Below are 19,231 nucleotides of genomic sequence, written 5' to 3'. Positions count from 1 at the left end.
TTCGGCCTTGATTCCGCGCCTTGGGTTTCTGCCAAATAAGCGTCATCAGCGACCTCGGGATTGTTCAAAAAGGGCTCGCACCCGGGATTCGCCGCACGGTAAACGAAGGGCCTCTTTTGGACCATCGCTTTGGCTTTGCAAACCCGGTCCGCTCCTGCGAGACCGCAGGCAAAGCTGCCCCCTTGATCCAGAAAGCCATTTGCGCACCCCGGGTCTTCAAACCGGTCACGGGCCGTTACGCGAGGCCGCGTTCCGGGCGGTGGAACGGGGCGACTCTATTGATCGCCCCGGCGGAAGGCACCTTGCACGATCCGGTCCATGACCATGGCCAGGAACAGGATGGCGAAGCCGCCGAGAAGCCCCGGCCCCTTGGCCGCGTATTGCAGCGCTTCGAGGATTTCCTTGCCCAGACCGCCGCCGCCGATCAGCGAGATGATCACCACCATGCTGAGGCACATCAGAATGGTCTGGTTGACCCCGGTCATGATCGAGGGCAGCGCCAGCGGCACTTCGACATCCTTGAGCAACTGCCAACGCGACGCACCGAAGGCCACGGCGGCCTCCTTGATGCTGTCGGGCACGCCGCGCATCCCGAGCGCGGTCAGGCGGATCACCGGGGGCATGCCGAATATGATCGTTGCCAGGATACCGGGCGGGTTGCCGGTGCCGAAAAAGGCGATGATGGGAATGAGGTACACGAAGGCCGGCAGGGTTTGCATCAGGTCCAGCACCGGTTCGGCCGCGGCATAGGCGCGGCGCGATTTGCCGAACCAGATGCCCAGCGGGATGCCAACCACCACGCAGAGCAGCACCGACGCGCCGACAAGTGCCACGGTTTCCATGGCCACCGCCCAATAGCCCAGCAGCGCGATGTAGGCCAGTGAGGCCGCGGTGAAGACCGCCACGCGCGGCCCTGCGGCGCGCCATGCGGTGACACAGATCACCAGCATCACCACCGGCCAGGGCGAGCCGTTCAGCGCGACGGTCAGCGCATCCAGCACCGCGCGCACGCCCGCGACCAACCCGTCGAAAACATCGCCCCCGGCGGCGGCGGCGGCGTCGATCCGGTCTTCGAGCCAACTTGCAACCACCGAAAACAGGGTGCGATCCTCGCTGCCAAGGATCAGGGCCGAGGCGCGATCTTCGGGGAAGTCTTCGAGCAGGCCCATGGCGGCATTGGCGGTGAACTTATAGATGATCAGCGGCGCGATCGCGGCAGTCAGTGCCGCGCCCAGAAGCGTGTTATTGAGGGAGCGGCCATGTTCGGTTGCGTCAGGGTCGATGCGCCAGCGCTCATATTGCTTTTCGCAGGCGGGATAGGCCATCACGCCTTGCAGCAATTTGATGAGAAGCAAGAACACCAGTCCGGTGATCAGGATGCCCATGGCCTCGGACTGCGCCGCCTGTGCCTTGGCAAGGCTGCTGTCGGCCGCGCTTTGGATGTTCGCGGCCAATGTCGAGAAGCGGTCGATATCGGCCTGATCGCTGGCTTGCGCGGCGCGGTCGCGCAGGTCTTGGGCGCGGTCGGCCTGTCGGGCGGCCCGTTCCGCGAAATCGGCGCCGGGGTCGCCCCAAGCCCCCCGCCCGATCTGCACCCAAGCCACTGTTTCCAGCAACAAGAAGGCCCAGAACATACCCCATATGGAACGCGAGGCGGCCCAGAGCGGCCCCAGGATCGCGGCCCAGATATGGAAGGTGACGGGCATCCAGCCGGTGGCCTTGTGAATCTTGTGAAAGGCGGTGACATAGGCGGCGCCATTCGGACCCGCGTAGTCGTGGATGGATTGATCCAGCGCTGCGCGGTCGACCTCGATATCCGAGGCGGCGGTGATTTTCTGTTCTGTACTGGTGTCGGTCATTCTTGCTTGCCCCCTTGGATGCCGCGCAACAGGCGGGCCTTGTCCACGACGCCGACGTCCTGACCGTTTTCGGTAATGATGATCGGCGCATAGGTGTCGACGGAGAGGTCGATCAGTTGATCCAGATCGGCCCCTTCATCGGCGCGCAGCGAGTCGTCGAGCGACCGGGTGTCGGTGGCGCGAAACTCGTCGATCGGCACCATGATGGAGTGGGCCTTGACCAGTTTGAGCTTGGAAATGCCTTGAACGAACTCGCGCACGTAATCGTCGGCGGGGTTCATCACGATGTCTTCGGGCGTGCCGATTTGCACGATCACCCCATCCTTCATGATGGCGATGCGATGGCCGATGCGAATGGCCTCGTCTAGGTCATGGGTGATGAAAAGCGTGGTTTTCTTCAGTTGCGCGACGAGCGCCTTGAACTGGTCCTGCAATTGCAGGCGAATAAGCGGGTCGAGCGCCGAGAAGGGTTCATCCATCAGCAGGATTTCGGGGTCGGAGGCCAGCGCGCGGGCGATGCCGACGCGCTGTTGCATGCCGCCCGAAAGCTCGGAGGGGAGGCGATCTTCGAAGCCCACCAGATCAACCAGTTCAAGCGCGTGATCGGACACCGCCCAGCGTTTCGATTTGGGGATGTGGCGGATTTCGAGGGGGTAGCCCACGTTGTCGCGGACCGAGCGGTGCGGCATCAGCGCCATGTGCTGGAACACCATGCCGATTCTTTCGGCGCGGATGCGGCGCAGCTCGGTGTGCGACAGGGACGAGACGTCTTGTCCAAGGATTTCGATTGTCCCCGCTGTAGGCTCGATCAGGCGATTGACATGGCGCACAAGGGTGGATTTGCCCGAGCCCGACAGGCCCATGATGCAAAAGATTTCGCCGCGGGCGACGTCGAAGCTGGCCGATTGCACGCCGACAACACAGCCGAAGCGTTCAAGCACCTCGGGTTTGCCGATGCCTTCGGTCTTGATGGCCGAAATCGCCTCGTCGGCGCGGGGGCCGAAGACTTTCCAAACGTCCCTGAGCCGGACGACGCTTTCGTCTGTCATGTGATCTGTCCCGATTTTTTTGATGCCAAGGTGCGAACCAAGAAGGCGCCGGGGGGGTGCCGCGCCGGGTTGGGGCGCGGCACCTTTTCGTCACTCCAGGAACCAGCCCAGAACCTGATCTTCGTTGGCGGCGACCCATTCTTGGGCGAAGGCCGGGGCCTCTTTGCCTTCGATGACCAGCTGATAGGTCATGTTGGAGACAGTATCGGTGTCGAAATCCACGTTGCTGAGCATGCTGGAGACCGCCGGGTAGTCGCTTTCGAGCGATTTGGCATAGGCCATGTGGATGTAGATCGGTGGCCAGCTGACCGCGGCGTCCGAGTTTTCCAGCCAGTCGGGATCGTCGGTAGGCTGTGCCACGTTCCATTTGGCGGGGTCATGCTCGGGTTCGTCCAGCACCACAAGGTCATGCAGGGCGAAAACATAATGCGGTCCATAGCAAAACCCGATCCAAGGCTCGCCCGCCTCGATTGCGCTGTCGAGTTCAGCGTAGGCGATGGTTTCATCGGTCTGCACCAGTTCCATCGTCTGATCGTAGCCATAGGACTTGGCGCGAATCTGTTCCACGTTGGTTGAGGCCCAGCCGGGCGCGCCGATCCAAAGCTCACCTTGGCCATCGCCATCGCGGTCGATCAGGGCCGCGACATCGGGGTTGGTCAGGTCGTCGATGGAGGTGATGCCATTGGCCTCGGCGCTGGCGCGGTCCATGCACATGCCTTGGAAGGCGGAAACACCGTTTTCGTTGATGACAACGGTGCCCTTTTCCTTGGCGAATTGATCGGCGAGGTTTTGTTGGTTGGGTAGCCAGACCTCGGGGTGAATGTGCATGGCGCCTGAGTCCATGGCCTCGAATACGATGGGGTTGGTGCCGTTTTGCAGCTCTACCTCGAGCCCCAGATTGTCTTCGACGGCAACTTTCAGGATATTGGCTGCGGCCTTGACCGACGGCCAGTTCGGCACGCCGATCACGATATCAGCGGCCAGTGCAGGCGTGGATGCCAGCATGGTGCCGCCGACCAGTAAGGTCTTGAGCGATTTCATTGGCTAGTTCTCCCTATTCGGACATGCCGCGGCACCCGCGCCCCGGCCTTTTCTTGTTCTGACACGCCCGCCATCGGGCGCCGGACCAGATGGCCCTGCGCCGCGGGTGGCGGGCCGGGGTCTGGTCAGGCCCTTAGGTTAACCAGCCTCAAGAAATTGATAAGCGAAACTTTATGCAGAGAATGTTCGAAGAATTTGAATATACAGGGTCGGCATGCCTTAGTCCGGGAGGGCGTGGGAGTCGTTGCTCAGGCGGTCGACGAGGTTTTGAAACCAGCTCCAGTTTTGTGCGGCGGTGTCGTTGACGACAAGGCACTTCTTGCGGGTGTAAACAGGGGCGCCGACAACGGGAAAGAGACGTCCGTTGCGCAGGAACCGATAGGCAAGCGCCTCGGGCAGATAGGCTGAACCGCGATTGTCGAGGATGAACTGAAGCGCCCACCATGAGCTGTCGAAACTGATCCGGGCGACCCCGGCATCGTGGTAGGTTTCGGCGTGCATGCGGCGATAGTCGGTCCCGTGATCGACGAAGATGTAATCCGGGTCGCCGATCATCGGCGTATCGGGGTTGCTGGAATACAGGACCAGACGTTCAACCGGCAACTCGTGGATGGTTTGGTTGCCCCGTGCGACGGCCTCGTAGGTCAGAATCACATCGACCGCGCCTTCGAGCAGCCAGTTCTCCAAGTCTTCGCTGCTGCCTTGATGCACGGACAGGGCGATTTCGGGATGTTCGGAAAGGATATCGTAAAAGAAGTGCCGCCCCGGGCCGTGCCATAGCTCGCGGTCGCAGCCGAAGGTACAGACCGCATCGAGCCCCGTGGGCAGGGCGGTGTCGAATTTCGCCTGCCGCCAAAGCCCGGTCATGATCCGGGCATAGCCCAACAGCTTGGTGCCCGCCGGTGTGAGCGTGGTGCCGGATTTCTGACGATTCAGAAGGACTTGGCCGATGTCGTTTTCCAGTGTTTTGAGGCGCGCCGTCACGGTGGATTGCGTCACGTTCATTTTCTGCGAGGCCCGCACCAAGCTGCCGGTTTCGACGATGGCCAAAAAGGTCTGCAACGAGACGATATTCATGGCGCCCTCCTTAATTCGAATTTTTTGCATTTATAAAGCAAAACTATTCGCTATCAAGAATTGAGGTTTTGTGAGACCGTCCTGACATCACGAATTTGCCCGCAACAGCAGGAGCGTCGAGATGTTTCGAGACAACACACAACTGGTGCCGCGAGACCACTTCATTTCCGCCATGCGCCAAGTGGCGTCGTCGGTCACCGTCGTCACGACCGACGGTGAGGCCGGGCGGCACGGGGCCACCGTGAGCGCGTTTTCCTCGGTCTCGGCGGACCCGCCCACGGTTCTGGTGTGCCTTTTCGCCGAAAGCCGGATCGCCAAGGCCGTGTCGCAAAACGGGGTGTTCTGCGTGAATGTCCTGTCCGAGACCGATGCCGATATCGCCGACCGCTTTGCCGGGCGGCACGATGCTTGGGTCGAGGACAGGTTTTCGGGAATCAACTGTTACGGCGCGCCGGGTGAGGCCCCGCAGATTGATGGGGCCACGGCCTTTCGCTGTGTCTTGCAGCAAACGGTGCGCTCGGGCAGCCATCTGATCGTGCTGGGACATGTGCGCGATGTGCTGGCCGGAACGTCCCGGCCCCTGACCTATAGCGACGGCTGCTACCACAGGGTGCTGCCGCAAACTCAAATGGCCCTCGCGGCCGCGAACTGAAAGCGTAAGATGAAGACATACAAGATGCTGATTGACGGGGAATGGGTGCCGTCCTCGGACGGGGGCACCTTCCCCAGTATGAACCCCGCCACGGGCGAGAATTGGGCCGAGATTCCCGAAGCCAGTGCCGAGGATGTAGACCGCGCCGTGCGGGCGGCGCATAGGGCTTGTTACGAAGGCCCATGGGCGAAGATGAGTGCCACGGAACGCGGCCATTGCCTGCGCCGGTTGGCTGACCTTTTGGCCGACAGGTCCGAGCATCTGGGCGAGATCGAAACCCGCGACACCGGTAAGATGTTCAAGGAAACCCGCTGGCAGGCGAAGTATATCAGCGAGTTTTATCACTTTTATGCCGGGGCTGCGGACAAGATCCATGGCGAGACCCTGCCCATCGACAAGCCCGACATGTTCGTTTTCAGCAATCGCGAACCGCTGGGCGTGATTGCCGCCGTGGTGCCTTGGAACAGCCAGCTGTTTCTTGCGGCGGTCAAGATCGGCCCGGCGTTGGCGGCGGGGAATTCGGTTGTTCTGAAGGCCTCGGAACATGCCTCGGCGGCGATGCTGGAGTTTGGCGAAATGATTGCCGAGGCAGGTATTCCCGATGGTGTGGTCAATATCGTCACCGGCCATGGCGACCCTTGTGGGAAGGTCCTGACCTCGCATCCGCTTGTGGCGCGGGTGTCCTTTACCGGCGGGCCCGCGTCAGCGCGGCATGTCATTGGAAACACGCGTGAAAACTTTGCCGAAATCAGCCTTGAGCTGGGCGGCAAATCCCCCTTCATCGTGTTCGACGATGCCGACATCGTCAGCGCGGTCAATGGCTCGGTCGGGGGGATTTTCGCGGCTTCGGGCCAAAGCTGTGTCGCCGGGTCGCGCCTGATTATCCATGAAGACGTGGCCGACGAATTCCTTGAACGTATGGCCGAGGTTGCGCGCGGCGTGACCATCGGGGACCCCATGGCCGAGGAAACCGACATGGGCCCGCTTTGTACCCAGGGGCAGATGGATACCATCGAACGCGAGGTCGCCCGCGCGGTCGAAGAGGGCGGCAAGATCATCTGTGGCGGCAAGCGCGCCGATGCCGGATCGGACATGTTCTATGAGCCGACGATCATCGACTGCCCCAGCCCCGATTTGCACATCGTCGATACCGAGCTTTTCGGCCCGGTCCTGAGCGTGCTGCGTTTCCGCACCGAGGAGGAGGCGCTGGCGCTGGCCAATGACACGGTGCATGGGCTGGCCGCCGGGATTTTCACCCGCGACAGCGCCCGCGCCCTGCGGATGAGCCGTGCGGTGCGGGCCGGAATCGTTTGGGTGAACACCTATCGCGCGGTCTCACCCATTGCCGAATTCGGCGGGATGAAAACCTCGGGCTACGGCCGCGAGAGCGGCTTTCAGGCGGTCTATGACTACACGCGCCCGAAAACCGTCTGGATGAACACATCATCGGACCCGCTGGCAAGCCAGTTCGTGTCGCGATGAGCCAAGGGAGGACACCATGAAATTTCAACTTGCGATCAATCTTGAGCGGATGAGCCCTGACACGGATATGAAAGACGTGCGCGACCACACGCTTGAAATGGTGAAAATGGCCGATGCGGCGGGGTTCGAAATTGCCTGGGCCGCCGAACACCACGCCATGGAAATGACGATTGCGCCCAACCCTTTCCAAATCCTGACGTGGTGGGGGGAGCATGCCAAGAATATCCGGCTCGGGATTGGCGTGGTGAATGCCGCTTATTGGCATCCCATCAACCTTGCCGGCGAGGCCGCGTTCCTTGATCTGCTCAGCGATGGGCGATTGGAGTTCGGCATCGGCTCGGGCGCCTATCAGCGTGAGTTCGACCGGATGTTCCCGGGCCTCGATCAAAAAGACAGCTATCGCTACATGCAGGAAATGCTGCCCGTGGTGCGCGCTTTGTGGAAGGGCGACTATGAGCACAACGGCGAGTTCTGGCAGTTCCCGCGCGCGACCTCTTGCCCCAAGCCGGTGCAGGACGAGGTGCCTGTCTGGGTGGCGGCGCGTGCGCCGATTACCTTTGACTATGCGGTGCAGAACAACTGCAACATCCTGAGTTGGCCGCTGACCATGCCCATGTCCGAGGCGGAAACCTATCGCGCGCGGCTCGACGATGCGATTGCCAAGAACGGCGGCAAATACGATGGCCGCTGGGTGATGATGCGCCACGCGGCGGTTTATGAAACCGAGGACGACCGGCAGAACGCCCTGCAATCGGTGCGCGTTCAGTTGGGTCAATTCGGCAACCTGATGACCCAGACAGGCGATGTCATCAACGGCTTCCCCGAAGAGGTGGCCCCGGAAGACCTTGAAGGCAACTTCCGCTACGACCCGGCGACGCTGGAAGAAAACCTTCTGTTCGGCTCGCCCGAGCAGGTCATCGAGAAGCTGAAAGGCTACGAGGCGCTTGGGCTTGATGGCTTCATCTACTACGCCTCGATGGGCATGGACATGGATCAGCAGAAACGCTCGCTGCAACTCTTCATCGACAAAGTCCTGCCCGCATTCGCAGAAAAGGAAATGGCCCATGCCGGTTGAAATTCGCCGCACGCTGCTTTGGCAGCAAACCACCTATCTTGAAGGCTGGAAAAAGGTTGATGAACCGACGCTTCTGGTGGCCGCGATGGTCATCATCAAGAACCCGTGGTTCGGGCGCGGCCATGTGGAAAACATGCGCCCGGAAATTCAGGACCACGGGCCGGAAATCGGCAAACTGCTGACCGGCATGTTGCTGGATGTCACGGGAGACCAATTGGAAGGCTGCGGCAAGGCCTCGGTTGTCGGCATGGGCGGCGAAGTGGAACATGCCCAAGCGCTGACCCACACGCTGCATTTCGGCAATCAGTTCCGCGAGGCGATCAACGCCAAGAGCTATCTGGTGTTTTCCAACACACGCGGGGCGGCCAACTGTCCGATCACCATTCCCTTGATGGACAAGGATGATGGCGGGCGGCGCTCGCATTACCAGACGATCCAGACCTCCATCGCCGATGCCCCTGCCGAGGATGAAATCATCGTGGCGCTGGGTGCTTCGGTGGGCGGGCACCCCAACCACCGTATCGGCGACCGCTACGAGGACCTGCGCGAGATGGGCCGCGACGTCGACAACCCGGCGGGGCTGTGAATGGCGGTCTCGCAACAGGGAACGGCTTATGATCTGACCGGCCCCAAGCATGCCCCGGTTGTGGTGCTGATCCATGGGCTGGGCCTGACGCGCGAAAGCACATGGGGCGAGATTGCCCCGGTGCTGGCGGGTGACTACCGGGTACTGGCCTATGACCTTCTGGGTCATGGCGAAACGGCTTTGCCCGAAGGCCCCGTCACCCTGACGGCGCTCAGCGAACAACTGATCGCTTTGATGGACGAGTTGGGCATCGAGCGCGCCGCGCTTGTGGGCTTTTCGCTGGGCGGGATGATCAACCGGCGCTGCGCGATGGACCATCCGGGCCGGGTGTCTGCGCTGGCCATTCTCAACTCGCCCCATGACCGGGGGGAGGAGCAGCAACAGATCGTTGAGCAACGCGCCCGTGACACGGCGGCGGGTGGCCCGGCGGCAGGGATCGACGTGACGCTGGCGCGCTGGTTCACCGAAAGTTTCCGGCGCGATCATCCGGATCGGGTGGCCGCTATCCGCGATATCGTGCTGGCCAATGACCCGGCCAATTACGCGGCGCACCGGCAGGTGCTGGCCGAAGGTGTGCGCGAGTTGATCGCGCCCGACCCGCCCATCACCCTGCCGATACTGGCCCTCACCTGTGAGCATGACAGCGGCTCCACCCCGTCGATGAGCCACGCCATCGCGCAGGAGACCCCCGGCGCCGAAACCCAGATCGTGCCGCAGCTTCAACACCTCGGGCTGATCGAACAGCCCGCCCTCTTTTCACAGCCGGTTCTTGAGTTCCTGAACCGCGTGTTCGCCAAATAAAAGGATACCCCCATGACACAGCTTTCCGGTGGACAGGCCGCCGTCGAAGCCCTCAAGGCTGAGGACACGAAATTCGTTTTCGGTCTGATCGGCTCGGCCACGATGGAGATGTTCGACGCGCTTTACGATGCGAAAGAAATCAATTTTATCGGTGTGCATGATGAACGCACCGGCACCCATATGGCCGATGGATATGCCCGCGCCAGCGGGGACACCGGTGTGGTGCTGGCCGGCCAAAACGGCCCCGGCACCACCAACCTTGTGACCGGGCTGGCGCAGGCCAAGGCCGCTTATACACCCATCGTATCCATCGGTGGCGCGCTGGCCTCGGGGCATGTCTATCGCGATGCCTTTCAGGAGGTGGATCAACAGGCGCTTTTCACCCCCATCACCAAGAAGACTTGGACCGCCCCTTCGACCGACCGGGTGCCCGAACTGGTGCAAGAGGCCTTTCGCGTCGCCAACGCCCCGCGCAAAGGGCCGGTGCAATTGAACCTGCCGCGCGATGTGTTGTCGGGGCAAGCGGAGTTTGGCGATATGCCGAAGCCCGAGGCCTATCGCCCGGTTGGCCCCACGGCTGCGCCCGAGGCCTCCGTTGCGCAGGCCGCCAAGATGCTGGCCGGGGCCGCGCGGCCGGTGATCATGGTGGGCGGCGGGATCAAGAACACCGGCACCGCCGACCGCGCCATTGCACTGGCCGAAGCCTTTAACGCGCCGCTTGTAAGCTCTCCCGGGCATGGCGACGCGATCCCGTTTGGCCATCCGCTTAACGCGGGCCAGATGGGCCCGCGGGGCAACGAGGTTGCCTCGCGGCTGATGACAGAGGCCGATGTGATCCTTGCCCTTGGCACGCGCATCGGCTTCAACGCCACCTTCTACAGCTATGACAACATCAACCGCGATGCGGCGATCATCCATGTCGAACAGGAACCCACCGCGATTGGCCGGTATTTCCCGGTGGAGCTGGGCATTTGGGGCGACGCGCCCACGGTGGCCGACCAATTGCGCGCCGAAGCAGAGAAGCTCAGCCGCCGGGCCGAGGCCGAAGCCTGGACCGAGAGCTATAAGGCCGAGCGGCAGGCCTTTCTTGCGACCCGCGACGCCGAGGCCGACGTGGCCAATTCCATCATCCAGCCCTCGGGCCTGTTCAAGACCCTGCGCGATACCTGCCCCAAGGACAGCGCCTTTACCATGGATGCGGGCACGCTTTGTCTGCAAGCCACCGACAAGCTGAACTACTGGCACCCCAAAAGCCTGTTCACGCCGCTTGATTTCGGGCTGGTGGGCTTTTCTTTTGCCGCCGGTCTGGGGGTCAAGCTGGCCTGCCCCGACCGCCCGGTGATTTCGCTGATGGGCGATGGAGGTTTCGGGATGACCACCTCGGAGCTCTCCACCGCCGTCGATTACGGGATCAACACCGTGACCGTGGTGATGAACAACGGCTGCTGGGGGGCGGAAAAGGCCTATCAGCGCGACTTTTTCAACGGCCGCTACATCGGCGCGGATATCTCAAGCCCGCCGTTTGACAAACTGGCCGAACTTTACGGTGCCAAGGGCTACCGCGCCGAGACGCTCGCGCAAACCGCCGAGGCCATTGAGGCGGCGCTGTCCTGCGGCAAACCCGCCGTGATCGACGTGATGGTCGACCCCGCAGCCCTTTATTCCTTCCGCCGCGATAGCTTCAAACACAGAGGGGGCTGACCCATGTCCGACACGAAATACCCCGCCACCGAAGCGCAACGCGCCACCGGCGATTGGAACCCCTTTTGGACCACGCTGGAGGAGCTGGACCCCGACTACCTCGAAGCCTTCCTGCAATTCCGCTCGGTGCCGCAAAACGGGCCGCTGGATCAAAAGACCAAGGAGTTGATTTTCATCGCCATCAATGTGGCGACCACGCACCTTTGGCCCTCGGGTGCCCGGCGGCACATGGCCAACGCGCTTGAGGCCGGGGCCACCAAGGAAGAAATCCTTGAGGTGATCCAACTGACCTCGATCATGGGAATCCATTCGATGACCATGGGCGTGCCGATCCTTCTGGAAGAGGCCGAGAAGGCCGGGCAGCAAGGTTGAGCGATGGCAATGGTGCACGGCGCTATGAGCGTCGGGGAGACGGTTTTCATCGCTGGTGTTATCCGGGCCTGGATGATGATCTGAGTTCGGCATCGCGTTACGCTTGCGCGCGAAACTCTGGCTTGCAAAACCACCCGGAGAAAGGCCTTTGAAGCGCCTTGCCTGCGGAGGAATGGCCCGGTCTATTCCAGTTGTTCGACTGTTACCTCGAAGGTGCCTTCGACGGGCTTGCCCTGTGATAGGTCGATGTCGCGGCCATAATTGTCTGAGGTGCCCATCGTGCCTTGGAAACTGCCGGTGAGGGATAGTGTGGTTCCGTTCAGATCGTGGCTGCCGAGGGTGACAGAGAGCGCGCCGTCTTCTTGATCTTCACCGGAAAAGAGCTTTTCCACCGCTTGGCTGTCTTCATAGCGCGTCAGGCGCAACTCGGGCACGCTGGGTGTCCAGTTCGCGGCGTCGAAGCTGAGGCTGAGGACAACCGGGTCTTCGCCATCTGCGTTGAAGGCGCGGGCCGAGAGGCTGACCGAGGGCCAGTTGGCGCTTCCGCTCCAGTCGCTTTGACCGCCGCGAAGGGGAAGAACGAGGTCTTCGCCGGCGATGGTCAGGGCAATCTCCCCGGTGCTTTCGGCCAATGCTGGCGTGGCCAGACCGAGGGCGATAAGGGGGGCGAATAGGGCTGTGGTTCTGGAAAACATGAAGAATCCTTGCGTTGAAATGCCATGCTCAGGGTAGGGAGATCATCTGCGCTCAGGCAAGGAAGAACTTTGCACAACCCTTTGCGCGTCTGTTTCACCGAGTTGACAGCTACCAAAAGAAAAGGCCCCGCCGGGTGGCGAGGCCTTGCAACATGGATCCGTTCGGATCAGCCCTGACGGGCTTTGAACCGACGCTGAGTCTTGTTGATGACGTAGACGCGGCCTTTGCGGCGCACGACCCGGCAGTCACGGTGCCGGTTCTTCAGCGAGCGGAGCGAGTTCTTGACCTTCATGGTCTTCTCCTACTTTGTCGCGGCGCGGGCCAGCGCCTGGGGTTACGGGCGTTCCACGCGATTGCGGAACAGTGAATTCATGGTGGGCGATACTAGGTTCGAACTAGTGACCCCTTCGATGTCAACGAAGTGCTCTACCACTGAGCTAATCGCCCATGAATACCTTTGCGAAAGCGCCCCAACGAATAGGGGCGCGGAAATCCGCGCCAGTAAGCGGGGTCTATAAAAGGAGTCGGCGGGGGGATCAAGGGCTTTTAGAAACACATTTTCAGTCTATGATAAAGCGCAACAGGAGGGACGGATGCCAAAGGCGGCTTTTCATCTGACGCACCCCGAACGGCGGACCAGCAGCGTGGTCTTTGCCTCGCCCCATAGCGGGCGGGATTATGCGTGGTCGTTCCTGCGCAAAACGGCCTTGGACCAGCATCAGGTGCGGTCGTCGGAAGATGCCTTCGTTGATCAGTTGTTCGAAGCCGCGCCGCGCTTTGGTGCGCCATTGTTGAAGGCCGGGGCGCCGCGCGCCTATGTGGATTTGAACCGCAGCGAAGACGAGTTGGACCCGGCGCTGATCGAAGGGGTGCGCAAGGCCGGGCATAACCCGCGCATCGCCTCGGGGCTTGGGGTGATCCCGCGGGTGGTGGCCAACGGGCGACCAATCTACCGTGGGAAGCTGTCGCGCGAGGAGGCCGAGCGCCGGATCGAGACCTATTGGCGGCCCTATCACGAGGCCTTGGCCGGGCAGTTGGATCAGGCGCATTCGATGTTTGGGCAATCGATTTTGGTGGATTGCCATTCGATGCCGCATGAGGCGATGGATTCGGTGGTGCGCATGGGGGCGAAGCGGCCCGACGTGGTGTTGGGCGATCGGTTCGGGGCGGCGGCTTGTGACGAGGTGGTGAGCCGGATCGAGGCGGCCTTTCAGGCGGCCGGGCTTGTCGTGGTGCGCAACACGCCCTTTGCCGGGGCCTATATCACGCAGCAATATGGCCGCCCGTCGCGCAACCGTCATGCGGTGCAGGTCGAGATTGACCGGGCGCTTTACATGAATGAGCAATTGATTCGCCCCAACGGCAACTTCGAGGCCTTCAAGCGGCTGATCGAAGGGGTGATTGCCGAGGTGGCCGCCATTGGCCGCCCCAAGGCCGCGCCTTTGGCGGCGGAGTAGCGTTAGCCTTCGGGCAATAGCCATGCATCGAGATAGATCGACAACCGCTCTTCGAGCGGCATTTCGTTGTTGATGGTGCAGAAATCGAGGGCCAGCGCCTGAATGGCGAAGGCTTGGATGCCTTCGCCCATGAGTCCGGCCGAGATATCTTTGCGGAAGGGGGCGTTTTCGAGCAGCTTTGTGAACACCTCGTCCTGTCGGGCGAAGGTGAGGGCGATCGGGCCGATGTTGTCCTTGGCTGCGGCCCCCGAGTGGCGCAGGATCACGTCGAACACGTAGCGTTCGCAGCGCATGAAGTCGATCAGCGGCATGATCATCGCCATGAGCGCCTCGATACTGTCGGGTGTCGGGGCGGTCTCGGCTTGGTCGAGGAAGGCGTCCATTTCGGCGGCGATGAGGATTTCCATCAGCGCGTCCTTGTCGGGGAAATGGGCAAAGAAGGTGCCTTTGGCCACACCGGCGCGTTTCACAACCTCTTGGGTACGCAGGCCTTCGTAGCCAAGTTCGCCGATGATCTCTTGCGCGGCGTCCAGCAGGCGGGCGCGGGTTTGCAAAGTGCGGGATTGTTGTTTGGTCATGTGGGAAAATTTGCACAAAAATTGACCGAGGTCAAATTATGAGTTGACCGGGCGGCGTTCTGTCGGCATATAAAATGACCATGGTCAATTTTGGAGAGACTCATGGAACGCAAACGGATTTACGTGCTGGATGGGCATCCGGCGAAAGACACGCTGTCACGGGCTTTGGCTGCGGCCTATGCCAAAGCGGCAGTGGCCAAGGGTCACGAGGTGCGTGTGGCGCATCTGAGCGAGCTGGCTTTCGATATGGATTATGAGAACGCGGGTTACGTGAACACAAAACCCTTGGAGCCTGCGCTTGAGCAGGTCATGGCAGATATCGAATGGTGTGAGCATTTCGTGATGGTGGCACCTATGTGGTGGGGCAGTGTGCCTGCGAAGCTGAAGGGGTTGTTTGATCGGGCGTTCTTGCCGGGTCGGGCCTTTGATACGCGCAACCTGTCGAAAATCGGTATGCCCGCGCCGATGCTGGGCGGACGGACCGCGCGAGTGATCGTGACGTCGGATACGCCAAGGTGGTTCCTACGGCTGCGCCATGGCAGTGCGATGATCCGTCAGCTGCGGGGGCAAATCCTTGGATTTGTGGGGATCAAACCTGCGCGGGTGTCGTATTTTTCAGGGGCGAGCCACCCGAAGACGGGGCAGGTGCAGCGCTGGTTGGACCGGGTTGCGGGGCTGGGCGCCAAGGCGGCCTGACCGGACCAAGCCGTTTCGAAACGGCTTGGCCCAAGCGCCTTGCAAGGCGCTTTCCTGCACGGTTTCAAAACCGTGCTGTGCAAGCCCGTTCGAACGGGCTTGTCGCCTTCGGCGGGAGTATTTTGGGAAAGATGAAAGCCGTGGGCTTTAGCGAAGGGCGCGGCCCTTGAGAATCGCGCCCGCGCCGAATTTTCTGCGGATCGAGTCGGTGGCGCGTTCGGCGCTGGCGCGGCTTTTCGCATTGGGATCGAGCAGGTCGCCCGAGAGATCGGCGCTGTCTTGTGGGACAAGGTCGGACAGGCCAACGCCGATAAGCCTGTAGGGCGCGTTGCCCTCGACCTGATCCATCAACCCGCGTGCGGTGCGATAGAGCGTGTCGGCCAGTTGCGTGGCGTCTCTCAGCGCCACGCGGCGGGTAAGGATTGCGTGGTTGGCGCGTTTGAGTTTGAGGGTGACGACACGGCCCGCGGTGCATTTGGCCTTGGCGCGGTCGGAGACCTTTTCAGAAAGCCTCCAAAGGTGGCCATCGAGAATGTCGAGATCGGCGGTGTCTTCGGAAAAGGTGGTCTCGTTCGAGATTGATTTCATTGGAGAATTCGGGCTGACGCGGCGGGTGTCTTGCCCGCGCGCAAGGTGCCAGAGGCGGTCGCCCATGGCGCCAAAGCGCGCGATGAGATCGGTTTTCTCCCATCTGAGCAGATCGGCAATGGTGCGGATGCCGGCGGTATCGAGGGCCGTTCGCGTGGCTTGGCCCACGCCCCAGATCAGGCTGACGGGTTTGTCATGCAGGAAGGTGGCGGTTTCGGCTTGGCCGATCACGGAAAAGCCGTGGGGTTTGTCGAGGTCAGAGGCGATTTTTGCCAAAAACTTGTTATGACTCAAGCCGATAGAGCCGGTGACGCCCAATTCGCTGCGCATGGTTTTGACCAGTTTGGCGAGCATCACGGCGGGGGGTGCGCCGTGCAGGCGGGCGGTGCCGGTGAGGTCCAGAAAGGCCTCGTCAAGCGAGAGCGGCTCAATCGCCGGGGTGAGGTCTTCCATCAGTGCGCGGATTTGGCGCGAGACCTGCGCGTAGGCCTCCATCCGAGGTTTGATGACCACCGCGTCGGGGCAGAGTTTGAGCGCCTTGAACATTGGCATAGCCGAGCGGACGCCGCGAATTCTTGCGATATAACAAGCGGTTGAGACCACACCGCGCCGCCCGCCGCCGATGATGACGGGCTTGCCTTCGAGGCTGGGATCGTCACGTTTTTCGACGCTGGCGTAAAAGGCATCGCAGTCCATATGGGCGATGGAGAGCTCGAATAATTCGTCATGCGCGATGATACGCGGGCTGCCGCAAGCGGGGCAGCGGGCAGCGCTATCGAAGGTTTCAAGGCAATCGCGGCAGAGGGCGGGCATGGCATGGCCAAGTTGTACGAGTCGTACGAATTGTACGTGGGTTTCGTACGAAACTCATCCCCGGTAAGCAGGGTTTCGTACGAAACTGGAAATTGGGCGGGGATATGCCATTCGAAGGGGCCAAGGTGATCCTGTTTCTGGGGGCTGATTTGCTGGTGCTGCGGCGAGATCATACGCCGGGGATCCCTTGGCCGGGGTATCTTGATCTGCCGGGCGGTGGACGCGAGGGCGCGGAGAGTGCCGAGGATTGTGTCTTGCGCGAGACGCGGGAGGAAGTGGGCCTTGCGCTGGCGCCGGAGGAGTTGCGCTGGCGGCGCTTTTACGAGGTGCCGCGTCCGGTTTGGTTTTTCGCCGCGTGGTTGCCGCCTGAGCGGGCGCGAGGCGTGCGGTTTGGCGGCGAGGGGGTTGGGTGGTGCCTGATGGACCCGGTTGATTTTGCCGCGCATGACGAGGCGATCCCGCATTTCAGGGACCGGGTGCGGACGGTTTTGCAGGAGGGGCCGACCTTGGCGCCCTAGGTGGGAGTGCCGCGATACCGAAACACACCCGTTGCCGTGGCAATCAGGTTTCCGAGATCATCCGATACGTCGGCCTTGGCGAAATAGGTTTTGCGCCCGCCGCCCGTGACGTGGCCTTCGGCAATGAGCCGGGTGCCTTGGGCTTGGCCGAGGTAGTTGACTGTCATCGACAGGGTCAGGGCCATTTGCCGTTTGTCGGGATCGCCCGTGAAGCATCCGGCAAAGCCCATGGCGGTATCCATCAAGGTGGCATGCAGCCCGCCGTGGGGGATGCCTTGGCGGTTGGCCACATGCGGGGCGATGGGCACCTCGACGCGGGCGAAGCCTTTTTGCCAGTCGGTCATCTCAATCCCCAGATGGGTGGCCATGGCAGAGGGTTTTTCAAACAGGTGGCTGTTGTCCTGGCTCATGCACCGCCCTTTCGCTGGTCAGGGTGGGTGTAGTCGGCAAATTGCTGGCGCAGGGTGAGCTTGGAGATTTTGCCGGTCGCGGTGAGGGGGAGTTCATCGGTGAAGAGCAGATCATCGGGAAGCTGCCATTTGGCGAAATGGTCGCCCATGTGGGCGTGGATGTCTTCGAGCGTGGGGTGCTGATCGCCTTCGGGGACGACCACCAGAACCGGGCGTTCATCCCATTTGGGGTGCGGCACGGCGATGATGGCGCAGGTTTTCACCAAGGGGTGCGAGATGGCGGCATTTTCAAGGTCGATTGAGCTGATCCATTCGCCGCCCGATTTCACCAGATCCTTGGCGCGGTCGCGGATGATAAGTTGCCCTTCGGGGGTGAGGGAGGCGACATCGCCGGTGCCGAACCATCCGTCGGCATCCATCGCCGCATTCGTGGCCTCGGGGTTGTCATAGTAGCCGGTGATGACGGTGTTGCCGCGCACGTAAAGTTCGCCCACGGCCTCGCCATCGTGGGGCATGAGGTTGCCGTCGTCATCGACCAGTTTGAAATCAAGGCCGAATTTCTTGCGGCCCGCGCTGGTCTTGATTTGCATTTGTTCGGAGAGGGGTGCGTTTTGCAGCCGCGGTGGGACAACGCCGTGGGTGCCGATGGGGCTCATTTCCGTCATGCCCCAGGCTTGAGACACGGTGACGCCGAAGCCCTCGTAAGCCTCGGTCATGCTGGCGGGGGCGGCGGAGCCGCCGACCACCAGATCGCGGAAGGCATGGGGGGCGCGGGTTTTGGATTGGATTTCGGCCAGAAGCCCGGCCCAGACAGTGGGCACGCCCCAGGCGGAGAAAACATCGTGGTCTTCCATCAATTGCCAGAGGCTTGCCCCATCAAGGTGGCGGCCGGGCATGACCATGGTCATGCCTGTCAGCGGCGCGTTGTAGGGCAGGCCCCATGCATTGACGTGGAACATCGGGACCACGGGCATGACCCGTTTGCCTGCCGCGAAACTGGTGGTTTGCGCGAGCGGTACAGTGAGGGCGTGCAGCACCGTGGCGCGGTGCGAATAAAGCGCCCCCTTGGGGTGGCCGGTGGTACCGGAGGTGTAGCAGAGGCCCGAGGCGGTTTCTTCGGGGAACTCGGGCCAGTCGTAGGTTGTGGGCTGACCTTCCAGCAGGTCTTCGTAGCAGAGCGCATCGAGCGTGGTGTCGGGCATATGCGCCCGGTCGGTGAGGATGATGTAGCGCAGGCCCTTGGGGGCTTCGTGCGCTACGGCCTCGGCTATAGGTACGAGGCTGGGATCAATGCACAGGAGGCTGTCGCCCGCGTGGTTGAGGATATAGGCCATTTGTTCGGGCGAGAGGCGGGGGTTTACCGTGTGGCAGACCGCGCCGATGCCAGCGAGGGCATAATAAAGCTCCACATGGCGGTGGCCGTTCCATGCCAGTGTCGCCACGCGGTCGCCCATCTGCACGCCAAGCGCGTCGAGGGCATGGGCCAGTTGCGCGGTGCGCCCAAGGATTTCGGGGTAGGTGGCGTGGTGAATATCGCCCTCGTCCCGGACCGAGATGATGCCTTGATCGACAAAGGCCTCGGCGGCGTGGGTGAGGATATCAATGATCCTCAGCGGGCGATGCTGCATCATGCCTTTCATTTTTCTTGGTCTCCTCCCTGATCGCGCGGTTTGGCGACGGTGGCATGAAAGCGGGGAGGGATCAATTGGGATGCATGAAACGACATGGGCGGGTCGGTTTTCTGGGGGCTGGGGCGTGGTGACTGTGCTGTGCTGGGGAA

The 19,231-nt window shown here is 61.8% G+C and carries 20 protein-coding genes and 1 tRNA gene; 10 read left to right on the top strand and 11 right to left on the bottom strand.

Features of this window, described 5'->3' with window-relative positions; translation table 11 throughout:
* Positions 1-275: 275 nt before the first annotated feature.
* The 4 genes from QZ498_RS01995 to QZ498_RS01980 all read right to left on the bottom strand — a co-directional run bounded on the left by QZ498_RS01995 (position 276) and on the right by QZ498_RS01980 (position 5,026).
* Positions 276-1,859, bottom strand: a complete 1,584-nt coding sequence (locus QZ498_RS01995; protein ID WP_294619691.1) for a proline/glycine betaine ABC transporter permease — start codon at positions 1,857-1,859, stop codon at positions 276-278.
* Complete coding sequence (locus QZ498_RS01990; RefSeq protein WP_294619689.1) at positions 1,856-2,908, bottom strand: glycine betaine/L-proline ABC transporter ATP-binding protein; 1,053 nt, start codon at positions 2,906-2,908, stop codon at positions 1,856-1,858. The genes QZ498_RS01995 and QZ498_RS01990 overlap by 4 nt, the downstream gene beginning before the upstream one ends.
* Positions 2,909-2,998: 90 nt before the next feature.
* The gene (locus QZ498_RS01985) at positions 2,999-3,949 is read right to left on the bottom strand and encodes a glycine betaine ABC transporter substrate-binding protein (protein WP_294619687.1); all 951 of its coding nucleotides are present in this window, start codon (positions 3,947-3,949) and stop codon (positions 2,999-3,001) included.
* A gap of 219 nt (positions 3,950-4,168) precedes the next feature.
* Positions 4,169-5,026, bottom strand: a complete 858-nt coding sequence (locus QZ498_RS01980; protein WP_294619685.1) for a LysR family transcriptional regulator — start codon at positions 5,024-5,026, stop codon at positions 4,169-4,171.
* Between the two features lie 121 nt (positions 5,027-5,147).
* Here QZ498_RS01980 and QZ498_RS01975 point away from each other — a divergent pair, with 121 nt between their 5' ends.
* The 7 genes from QZ498_RS01975 to QZ498_RS01945 are packed head-to-tail and all read left to right on the top strand — an operon-like array spanning position 5,148 to position 11,695.
* Positions 5,148-5,678 carry a flavin reductase family protein gene (locus QZ498_RS01975; RefSeq protein ID WP_294619683.1) on the top strand — a complete coding sequence of 177 codons (531 nt, stop codon included), beginning with the start codon at positions 5,148-5,150 and terminating at the stop codon, positions 5,676-5,678.
* Between the two features lie 9 nt (positions 5,679-5,687).
* Entirely contained in the window at positions 5,688-7,160 is a 1,473-nt protein-coding gene (locus tag QZ498_RS01970) for an aldehyde dehydrogenase (RefSeq protein ID WP_294619681.1), read from the top strand.
* A 16-nt stretch (positions 7,161-7,176) separates the two neighbouring features.
* Entirely contained in the window at positions 7,177-8,235 is a 1,059-nt protein-coding gene (locus QZ498_RS01965; RefSeq protein ID WP_294619679.1) for an LLM class flavin-dependent oxidoreductase, read from the top strand.
* Positions 8,225-8,821 (top strand): amino acid synthesis family protein, encoded by a 597-nt coding sequence (locus QZ498_RS01960; protein WP_294619677.1) that lies wholly within the window; start codon positions 8,225-8,227, stop codon positions 8,819-8,821. Before QZ498_RS01965 ends, QZ498_RS01960 begins: the two co-directional genes overlap by 11 nt.
* A complete protein-coding gene (locus tag QZ498_RS01955; protein ID WP_294619675.1) occupies positions 8,822-9,622 on the top strand; it encodes an alpha/beta hydrolase in 801 nt (266 codons plus the stop codon).
* A gap of 12 nt (positions 9,623-9,634) precedes the next feature.
* Positions 9,635-11,323, top strand: coding sequence for a thiamine pyrophosphate-binding protein (locus QZ498_RS01950; protein ID WP_294619673.1), 1,689 nt, complete (start codon positions 9,635-9,637; stop codon positions 11,321-11,323).
* Positions 11,324-11,326: 3 nt separating this feature from the next.
* Positions 11,327-11,695: a carboxymuconolactone decarboxylase family protein gene (locus QZ498_RS01945; RefSeq protein ID WP_294619671.1), complete on the top strand. Its 369-nt coding sequence runs from the start codon at positions 11,327-11,329 to the stop codon at positions 11,693-11,695.
* Between the two features lie 182 nt (positions 11,696-11,877).
* Here QZ498_RS01945 and QZ498_RS01940 read toward each other — a convergent pair whose 3' ends face one another.
* From QZ498_RS01940 to QZ498_RS01930, 3 genes are all read right to left on the bottom strand, one after another.
* Entirely contained in the window at positions 11,878-12,390 is a 513-nt protein-coding gene (locus QZ498_RS01940) for a hypothetical protein (protein WP_294619668.1), read from the bottom strand.
* Positions 12,391-12,557: 167 nt separating this feature from the next.
* A complete protein-coding gene (gene ykgO, locus QZ498_RS01935) occupies positions 12,558-12,683 on the bottom strand; it encodes a type B 50S ribosomal protein L36 (RefSeq protein WP_008562923.1) in 126 nt (41 codons plus the stop codon).
* A gap of 80 nt (positions 12,684-12,763) precedes the next feature.
* Positions 12,764-12,838 (bottom strand) — tRNA-Val (locus tag QZ498_RS01930).
* A 146-nt stretch (positions 12,839-12,984) separates the two neighbouring features.
* On the opposite strand from QZ498_RS01930, the gene QZ498_RS01925 reads away from it, so the two are divergent.
* Positions 12,985-13,848 (top strand): N-formylglutamate amidohydrolase, encoded by an 864-nt coding sequence (locus tag QZ498_RS01925; protein ID WP_294619665.1) that lies wholly within the window; start codon positions 12,985-12,987, stop codon positions 13,846-13,848.
* 2 nt (positions 13,849-13,850) lie between these two features.
* Here the strand turns inward: QZ498_RS01925 and QZ498_RS01920 are convergent, their stop codons facing one another.
* A complete protein-coding gene (locus tag QZ498_RS01920) occupies positions 13,851-14,426 on the bottom strand; it encodes a TetR/AcrR family transcriptional regulator (protein WP_294619663.1) in 576 nt (191 codons plus the stop codon).
* 102 nt (positions 14,427-14,528) lie between these two features.
* On the opposite strand from QZ498_RS01920, the gene QZ498_RS01915 reads away from it, so the two are divergent.
* A complete protein-coding gene (locus QZ498_RS01915) occupies positions 14,529-15,122 on the top strand; it encodes an NAD(P)H-dependent oxidoreductase (protein WP_294619661.1) in 594 nt (197 codons plus the stop codon).
* Between the two features lie 147 nt (positions 15,123-15,269).
* On the opposite strand, the gene QZ498_RS01910 is transcribed toward QZ498_RS01915, so the two are convergent.
* Entirely contained in the window at positions 15,270-16,523 is a 1,254-nt protein-coding gene (locus tag QZ498_RS01910) for a DNA polymerase IV (protein WP_294619659.1), read from the bottom strand.
* A gap of 104 nt (positions 16,524-16,627) precedes the next feature.
* On the opposite strand from QZ498_RS01910, the gene QZ498_RS01905 reads away from it, so the two are divergent.
* Positions 16,628-17,041 carry an NUDIX hydrolase gene (locus QZ498_RS01905; protein WP_294619657.1) on the top strand — a complete coding sequence of 138 codons (414 nt, stop codon included), beginning with the start codon at positions 16,628-16,630 and terminating at the stop codon, positions 17,039-17,041.
* On the opposite strand, the gene QZ498_RS01900 is transcribed toward QZ498_RS01905, so the two are convergent.
* Entirely contained in the window at positions 17,038-17,451 is a 414-nt protein-coding gene (locus tag QZ498_RS01900) for a PaaI family thioesterase (protein ID WP_294619654.1), read from the bottom strand. The two genes, QZ498_RS01905 and QZ498_RS01900, sit on opposite strands and share 4 nt — an antisense overlap.
* The gene (locus QZ498_RS01895) at positions 17,448-19,091 is read right to left on the bottom strand and encodes a long-chain fatty acid--CoA ligase (protein ID WP_294619652.1); all 1,644 of its coding nucleotides are present in this window, start codon (positions 19,089-19,091) and stop codon (positions 17,448-17,450) included. Before QZ498_RS01895 ends, QZ498_RS01900 begins: the two co-directional genes overlap by 4 nt.
* Between the last annotated feature and the right edge of the window lie 140 nt (positions 19,092-19,231).

It is taken from the genome of uncultured Roseovarius sp., from assembly GCF_913057115.1.
In the GTDB taxonomy this organism is placed as follows: domain Bacteria; phylum Pseudomonadota; class Alphaproteobacteria; order Rhodobacterales; family Rhodobacteraceae; genus Roseovarius.
This window is presented reverse-complemented; position numbering and strand designations above follow the sequence as displayed.

Bases quoted from the DNA above. Each gene is read 5' to 3' on its own strand.
- QZ498_RS01995 (WP_294619691.1), bottom strand. From the start codon at position 1,859: ATGACCGACACCAGTACAGAACAGAAAATCACCGCCGCCTCGGATATC.
- QZ498_RS01990 (WP_294619689.1), bottom strand. From the start codon at position 2,908: ATGACAGACGAAAGCGTCGTCCGGCTCAGGGACGTTTGGAAAGTCTTC.
- QZ498_RS01985 (WP_294619687.1), bottom strand. From the start codon at position 3,949: ATGAAATCGCTCAAGACCTTACTGGTCGGCGGCACCATGCTGGCATCC.
- QZ498_RS01980 (WP_294619685.1), bottom strand. From the start codon at position 5,026: ATGAATATCGTCTCGTTGCAGACCTTTTTGGCCATCGTCGAAACCGGC.
- QZ498_RS01975 (WP_294619683.1), top strand. From the start codon at position 5,148: ATGTTTCGAGACAACACACAACTGGTGCCGCGAGACCACTTCATTTCC.
- QZ498_RS01970 (WP_294619681.1), top strand. From the start codon at position 5,688: ATGAAGACATACAAGATGCTGATTGACGGGGAATGGGTGCCGTCCTCG.
- QZ498_RS01965 (WP_294619679.1), top strand. From the start codon at position 7,177: ATGAAATTTCAACTTGCGATCAATCTTGAGCGGATGAGCCCTGACACG.
- QZ498_RS01960 (WP_294619677.1), top strand. From the start codon at position 8,225: ATGCCGGTTGAAATTCGCCGCACGCTGCTTTGGCAGCAAACCACCTAT.
- QZ498_RS01955 (WP_294619675.1), top strand. From the start codon at position 8,822: ATGGCGGTCTCGCAACAGGGAACGGCTTATGATCTGACCGGCCCCAAG.
- QZ498_RS01950 (WP_294619673.1), top strand. From the start codon at position 9,635: ATGACACAGCTTTCCGGTGGACAGGCCGCCGTCGAAGCCCTCAAGGCT.
- QZ498_RS01945 (WP_294619671.1), top strand. From the start codon at position 11,327: ATGTCCGACACGAAATACCCCGCCACCGAAGCGCAACGCGCCACCGGC.
- QZ498_RS01940 (WP_294619668.1), bottom strand. From the start codon at position 12,390: ATGTTTTCCAGAACCACAGCCCTATTCGCCCCCCTTATCGCCCTCGGT.
- ykgO (WP_008562923.1), bottom strand. From the start codon at position 12,683: ATGAAGGTCAAGAACTCGCTCCGCTCGCTGAAGAACCGGCACCGTGAC.
- QZ498_RS01925 (WP_294619665.1), top strand. From the start codon at position 12,985: ATGCCAAAGGCGGCTTTTCATCTGACGCACCCCGAACGGCGGACCAGC.
- QZ498_RS01920 (WP_294619663.1), bottom strand. From the start codon at position 14,426: ATGACCAAACAACAATCCCGCACTTTGCAAACCCGCGCCCGCCTGCTG.
- QZ498_RS01915 (WP_294619661.1), top strand. From the start codon at position 14,529: ATGGAACGCAAACGGATTTACGTGCTGGATGGGCATCCGGCGAAAGAC.
- QZ498_RS01910 (WP_294619659.1), bottom strand. From the start codon at position 16,523: ATGCCCGCCCTCTGCCGCGATTGCCTTGAAACCTTCGATAGCGCTGCC.
- QZ498_RS01905 (WP_294619657.1), top strand. From the start codon at position 16,628: ATGCCATTCGAAGGGGCCAAGGTGATCCTGTTTCTGGGGGCTGATTTG.
- QZ498_RS01900 (WP_294619654.1), bottom strand. From the start codon at position 17,451: ATGAGCCAGGACAACAGCCACCTGTTTGAAAAACCCTCTGCCATGGCC.
- QZ498_RS01895 (WP_294619652.1), bottom strand. From the start codon at position 19,091: ATGAAAGGCATGATGCAGCATCGCCCGCTGAGGATCATTGATATCCTC.